We start from the raw sequence: 6,669 nt of genomic DNA on the forward strand, positions 1-6,669 counted from the left end.
CGTCCGGGCGCGACCACGCGGGCCCGAACGCGACCGGTGCCGCGCTGCTCGACAGCGACCCGGACGTGCAGTGGACCGGGGTCGATGCCGGCTATTCGCCGGACCCCGGGACCCTGCGCGCACCCGATGTCTCGGTGGCCGGCCGCACGGGGGTGCCGGGCGGGGAGGGCGGCTGGATCCCCGAGGCCCCGCCGCTCGCCCTGGAATACGCCGCCCGCGGACAGGACGAGGCGGACCTGCGGACCAAGATCGCCGACCTGCTCGCCCACGGCACGCGCCTGGTATGGGTAGTGCGCCTGATCGGCCCGCGCCGGGTCGAGGTCCATGCCCCGGGGCAGCCGATGCAGACCCGCGGGGTGGGGGAGCAGCTCCTCGCGCCAGGCATCCTGCGCAATCCGGTCCCGGTCGCCGCCCTGTTTGACCGCGTCGCCGCCCAGGATCTCATCCTGCGCAACCTCTTGCAGCGCCGCGGTTACGCGGACCTGGATGCCATCCGCGAGGAAGGCCTGATTGACGCGATCCTGACCCTGCTCGCCGCCCGCGGCCTGGCGGTCGACGACGCCACCCGCGAGCGCCTGCGCAGCACCCGCGACCCCGAGCGCCTGCGTGCCTGGCTGCTCGCCGCGGCCCAGGCCGACACCCTGGCCGGGCTGTTCGACGCCTGAGCGAGGTTATCGCCATGATTGGCGCGCGTCGCTGGGTCGCTGTCGACCTGGCAGGCTGGCGCGAGCCGTCGCGCGGCGCGACGGGGTAAACTCACCGGCGGCCGCCGCGGCCGCGCGACGGCTCCCCAGCGCGCGACAACTGACCAAGACGAAAGGGACCCATGAAGACACTCGCCAACGCCTGCAAACCCCGCGACAGCATCTTCGACAAGGCGCGGCGGGATACCGTCCTCGACCTGTCCGACCTGGCACAGGACCGAATCGACGCCGCGGCCTTTTTCAGCGAGAACCACACCACGGAGGGCATGCGGATCCTGCTGACCGAGGGCTTCCGGCGCCTGGAAGGCAAGACGACGCAGGGTGTCTTCAAGCTCACCCAGGCCATGGGCGGCGGCAAGACCCATAGTCTGGTGGCCTTTGGTCTGCTCGCCAAACACCCCGAGCACCGCGTCCCGGTCATGGATGGCTTCTACACCCCGGGGGCGCTGGGGCCGGTGCGCGTCGTCGCCTTCTCCGGCCGCGAGAGCGATACCCCGCTGGGCATCTGGGGCGCCATCGCCACCCAACTCGGCAAGAAGGGGCAGTTTGCGGACTACTACTCACCGCTGTCCGCCCCCGGCCAGACGGCCTGGATCAACCTGCTAAAGGGCGACCCGCTCCTGATCCTGCTCGACGAGTTGCCCCCCTATTTCGAGTACGCCAGGTCCAAGACCATCGGCAACTCGGACCTCTCGGTGGTCACCGCGACCGCCCTGTCCAACCTGCTGGTCGCCATCGGCAAGGACGAACTGGCCAACGTCTGTCTCGTCATCACTGACCTGACGGCGACCTACGCGGGCGGCAGCCAACAGATCATCCAGGCCCTGGGCGATCTGGACAAAGAGACCGGCCGTTCGGCGATGAGCCTGGAGCCGGTCCGGATGAACACGGACGAGTTCTACCAGATCCTGCGCCGGCGCCTCTTCGCGGAGTTGCCGTCCAGGGAGGCCATCGCCGACGTAGCCCTTGGCTATGCCAAGTCCGTTCGTGACGCCCGCCAGATGGATGTCACCAACGCCTCGCCCGAGCAGTTTGCCGCGCGGGTGACCGAGTCCTACCCCTTCCACCCGGCGATCCGCGATCTCTACGCCCGCTTCAAGGAAAATCCCGGCTTCCAGCAGACCCGCGGACTGATCCGGCTCATGCGCATCGTCGCCTCCCGTCTATGGGAGAACGGCGAGGCCGACCGCGCCTACCTGGTCAGCGCCCACGACCTCGACCTCAACGATCGCGAAACCCTGTCCGAGATCAACCAGATCAACAGCAGCCTGGAGAACGCGGTCTCCTACGACATCGCCTCCGGCGGTCAGTCGGTCGCCGAGGTCCTGGACACCAACTTAGGCGGCAGCGATGCCCAGGACGTAATGAAGCTCCTGCTGGTCGCATCCTTGAGCAATGTCGCGGGCGGGACCAAGGGACTCACCCTGCCGGAGCTGGTTGCCAACCTCTGCGCGCCCGGCCGCGATATCTCCAAGCTAAAGAACGAGGTACTCAACCGCCTCGTCACCACCGCCTGGTACCTGCACGCCGGTCGCGACGGGCGGCTCTTCGTCAAGAACGTCCAGAATCTGGTCGCCCGGCTGCGCACCACCGCCGAGAGCTATCTGCACGACCAATCGCTGAAGGAACTGCGTGAGCGGCTCGCCGAGTTGTTCAAGCCGGAGACCGGGTATTGTTACCAGAAGGTCCAGGCCCTGCCTGCGGTAGACGAGATCGACGTGACCCAGGACCGGACCGTCCTGGTCATCGCCAATCCCCACCCCGGCGGGCTCAACCCCGATCTGGCGACGCTCTACGACAACATCGATTTCAAGAACCGCATCTGCTTCCTGACGGGTCAGCGCAGCTTCGATTCCTTGCTCAACGCCGCCAAAGAGCTGAAGGCGATCCGCCACATCATCGACGAGTTGAGATCCGAGGGCACCCCGGACAACGACCCCCAACTCGTCCAGGCCCGCGACCTGCTCGACCGCATCCAGAACCAGTTCGGCAGCGCCCTGCGCGAGACCTTTGCCACCCTCTACTACCCGAGCGCCCAGCGCCTCATGTCCGCGGACTTCCCCATGGAGTTCACCGCCAACAAGTACGACGGCGAGGACCAGATCGTCCGCACCCTCAAGGGCAAGATGAAATATACGGAGGACGTGACCGGCGACACCTTCGTCAAGAAGGTCGAGGCCCGTCTCTTCACCCAAAAGGTCATGCTCTGGAGTGAGATCAAGCGCCGGGCGGCCACCAGTGCCGCATGGCAATGGCACCGGCCGGATGCCCTGGACAAGCTCAAGGCCGACGCCCTGCACCGGGAGCTTTGGCGCGAGGATGGCGGCTACGTTGAGAAAGGGCCCTTTCCGCAGCCCGTCACCCAAGTCAAGATCCAGGAGTTGTCCCGCGACGACGACACCGGCCGCGTGAAGCTGCGCGCCACACCGGTCAACGGCGACACCATCTATGTAGAGATCGGCGCACCGGCCACCACCGTATCGCAGAAGCTCTCGGGGCGCGACTATGAGACCGCCGAGCTGATCGTCTCCTTCCTGGCCATCGACTCCACCGGCAAGCATGAGACCGGCGAGCCCTCTACCTGGAACAACAAGATCACCATCAAGAGCCGGGTCTACGGCAGCAGTGCGGACAAGCGGGTGGAGTTGCGCACCGCGCCACCCGCACCCACACGCTATACCACTGACGGGTCCGATCCCAAAGTCGCCGGCGGCGCCTATGACGATCCCTTCGCAGTACCGGGAGGCAGCCGCTTCGTACTCGCGGTCGCGGAGGACAAGGGCATCACCTCCGAGACCCATAAGGTGTCCGTCGACTGGGGAGCGGGGCCGGACCCGCACCTCGATGAGCCCATCGACCCAGACCGGCCCGCCACCTGGCGCCCCTTGAGTCACCCCGAGAAGATCTTCCATTTCAGCACGACCCACAGCGCGTATGGGTTCATCGAGCGACTGAAGAAGCACGGGGGCAAGGCGGCGGCCCAACGGATTGCAGTACTCGACGGTCAATGGGCGGAATTGACGCTCGCCGACGAGATGCTGCTCGGCACGGATCAGCTCCATGCCACCGTGGAGCACCTGCGCTCCCTGGTCAGCGAGGGCGAGGTCAGTATCGAAGCCTCCGCCCTCTGGTTCCCCACCGGCCAACAGCTCCTGGACTATGTCCACGACATCGCCGTCGAGCTGCCCCGTGGCGAGGTCGAGCAAGCATGATGTGCGCGCCGGTATCAAGCACGCGATGACTCACGCAAAGACACAGAAGAGAACAATGACTCTCGCAAAGACACGGCAGCGAAGAGTGACCCTCACAAAGACACGGAAGAGAAGAATGACCCTCACAAAGACACAGAAGAGAAGAATGGCTCTCACAAAGACACAAAGACACAAAGAACACACAGGCATCAACGGCAAATGCGATCCGATCCGAAGCCCTTTTCTTTTTGATCTTTGTGTCTTTGTGTCTTTGTGAGAGAATTCTTTCTTCTTCTTGATTTTTGTGTCTTTGAGAGAGAATTCTTAATTCTTAAGTTCTTATGCCCCAGTGTGAGCATTTCCTGAATGGCAATAGCAAAAAAGCCGGTGTGTCTTGGGTTCGGCTTCTGCCCCGAGGAATCCGCGCACCACTTCCTGGTCACCATCCCGGCCGGCAACCGGGAGGACGTACTGATCTCGGAGCATTTCACCTGGGACGCGGACGGGACCGGCAGCCGCCCGACCTTCGCCCTGGGCGAGGCCGAGGGTAAGCTGCGCGTCATGCTGCCCCGCACCAAGTGGGACGGCATCGCCGACGAGGTCCGGGTCGAGATCAACAAGCGCCTGAAACAGGACGGCATCAAGTCCGGGAGTTGGAAGACCGGTACCAACCCCATCTCCCGCCTGCTGGGCAAGGAACTGGTGCTGCTCGCCTGGGCGATCGAGGAGGCCGACCCGGCACTGATCCCCGCCGCGATCAGAAACTGGCTCGGTCTGGTTCCGGAGGAGCGCTGGTGGCTCTACACCATGACCAGCGCCGCCACCGGTCATGCCATCCAGGGGCGCGGCAAGGGGTGGCGTAAGGCGGTGCGCTATGCCCTCACCGAGAATCCGGTGTCCGGCCTGTCACACGAGCCCCTGCCTGTGTTTGAATTGCAGAGACGGCAGGTATCCGAGGCGCTGCTCGAACCTGCACCGGCCCCAGCCGAACGCAAGGCCGTCCGCGCGCCGCGTCGAGCCAGGACGAAGGAAGTCCAACCCGAACGCTGAGCCCTTCTTCCTACCCACCGCCCGCGCATGGGGGAAGGCTGGCATGGGGCGGAATCTTCAACACCCGCGATGCCGTTATTTGAGAGACCCCGTCATGGCCATTTCCAGACAGCAACTTTCCGAAGAGATTGCCTCGATCCCGGACGATAAGATCGCCGAGGTCTTCAATCTCGTCCACCGTTACCGCGTCGATCTGGAGAGCGGACCTGCCGGTGGCAGCGCGCAAGACAATGACTTCGCGGGTATCTGGGCGGACATGCCGGATGAGGCATTTCAGGGCCTTCTGCGCGAACGCCCTCGCACGGCGCCGCAATGAAGAAGGCCGGACTAAGCAGCAGCAAGATACCTGTGCCGATCGCCATTCGCGTCAGGCAGGTCATGGAAGAGTATCTCTCACAAAGACACAAAGACACAAAGAGCACCAGGATGTGGCGGCAATCGACTCGCGTATCGCTTGCTATTGGTTTCTCTTTGTGTTCTTTGTGTCTTTGTGAGAGTAATTCTTTGGGAAAAGCCGCATGAGCATGGAACCTGACCTGACATTCATCGAGACCCAGTTTCCCGTCTCCAAGCTCTCCAAGGAGAGCTACAAGGAGCGCAAGGCGAACTACAGCCAGACCCTGACCGGACTGGGCAAGTGGTGGGGCCGCAAGCCGCTGATCATGGTCCGGGCGGCGATTATCGGGCTCCTGATGCCCGCATCGAAAGACCCCAAGGCGGACCGGGCGGTCTTTCTCAAGCTGTTGACCATGGACGAAGCGGGCCTGTGGCGCCGCAAGACCAAGAACATCGCGCTCAAGGACGCCTATGCGCTATTGACCGCGACGGAGCGCAACGACTGGTTCCAGCCCGGCACAGACCCGGGACGCCCGCGGTTGCGCAAGGGCATCGACAGCACGGGACGGGAGGAGGTCCAACGGCTGGCCTTCGAGCGGCTCCACTATGATGACAAGCTTGTCTATTGTGACCGTCCCGAGCACATCGACGGTCCTTCGCCGCAGACCTGGGCCGACATCAATGCCCATCTGGGTACCAGCGCCGCGAGCCTGGCCGATCTGGTCCGGGAGTTGGGCGTGCGCCGCTTCGGCCACACGCCAAGGGTCGGGGACGCCTTCTGCGGCGGCGGTAGCGTCCCATTCGAAGCCGCGCGCCTGGGTTGCGATGCTTATGGTTCGGACCTCAACCCGGTCGCCGCGCTGCTCACCTGGGGGGCGATCAACATCGTCGGCGGCGGCGCGGCGGTGGCCAAGCAGGTCCGCGAGGCCCAGGAAGGGGTCTTCGCCGCCGTGGACCGACAGGTCACGGACTGGCGTGTTGAGCACAACGCCCTGGGCTGGCGTGCCGATGCCTATTTGTATTGTGCCGAGACCTGCTGTCCGGAGTGTGGCTGGCTGGTTCCACTCGCGCCCTCTTGGGTCATCGGCGAGAAGACCATGACCATCGCCCGGTTGGAGCCGCGACCGGTCGGCGAGGGATTCAACATCGAGATCTACCAGGGCATTTGTACCGCCGACCTGGGTTCGGCCCGAATCGGCACGGTGCGCAACTCGCGCCTGCATTGCCCCCACTGCGGACAGTCAACCCCCATGACCGCTATCCGCGGCGACCGCCGCGGGGCCGCGGGCGCAGCCTACGGCCTGCGCCAATGGGAGAACGCGGACCTGGTCCCGCGCCCGGACGACACCTTTCAGGAGCGCCTCTACTGCATCCGCTGGCGCCTGCCA

Annotated in this window: 5 protein-coding genes; all 5 read left to right on the forward strand. The window is 64.7% G+C overall.

Going from position 1 to position 6,669, the window contains the following annotated elements:
• Positions 1-665, forward strand: a 665-nt coding sequence (locus QZY48_RS29695; protein WP_295437412.1) for a Uma2 family endonuclease, incomplete at its 5' end; no start/stop codon positions are given.
• 161 nt (positions 666-826) lie between these two features.
• Positions 827-3,916 (forward strand): DUF499 domain-containing protein, encoded by a 3,090-nt coding sequence (locus tag QZY48_RS29700; RefSeq protein WP_295437414.1) that lies wholly within the window; start codon positions 827-829, stop codon positions 3,914-3,916.
• Positions 3,917-4,261: 345 nt separating this feature from the next.
• Positions 4,262-4,945 carry a DUF3780 domain-containing protein gene (locus QZY48_RS29705; RefSeq protein WP_295437416.1) on the forward strand — a complete coding sequence of 228 codons (684 nt, stop codon included), beginning with the start codon at positions 4,262-4,264 and terminating at the stop codon, positions 4,943-4,945.
• A 94-nt stretch (positions 4,946-5,039) separates the two neighbouring features.
• A complete protein-coding gene (locus QZY48_RS29710; RefSeq protein WP_295437417.1) occupies positions 5,040-5,261 on the forward strand; it encodes a hypothetical protein in 222 nt (73 codons plus the stop codon).
• A gap of 202 nt (positions 5,262-5,463) precedes the next feature.
• A partial coding sequence (locus QZY48_RS29715) for a DUF1156 domain-containing protein (protein ID WP_295437419.1) occupies positions 5,464-6,669 on the forward strand: 1,206 nt, incomplete at its 3' end.

Source organism: uncultured Thiodictyon sp. (assembly GCF_903828115.1).
Taxonomy (GTDB): Bacteria; Pseudomonadota; Gammaproteobacteria; order Chromatiales; family Chromatiaceae; genus Thiodictyon.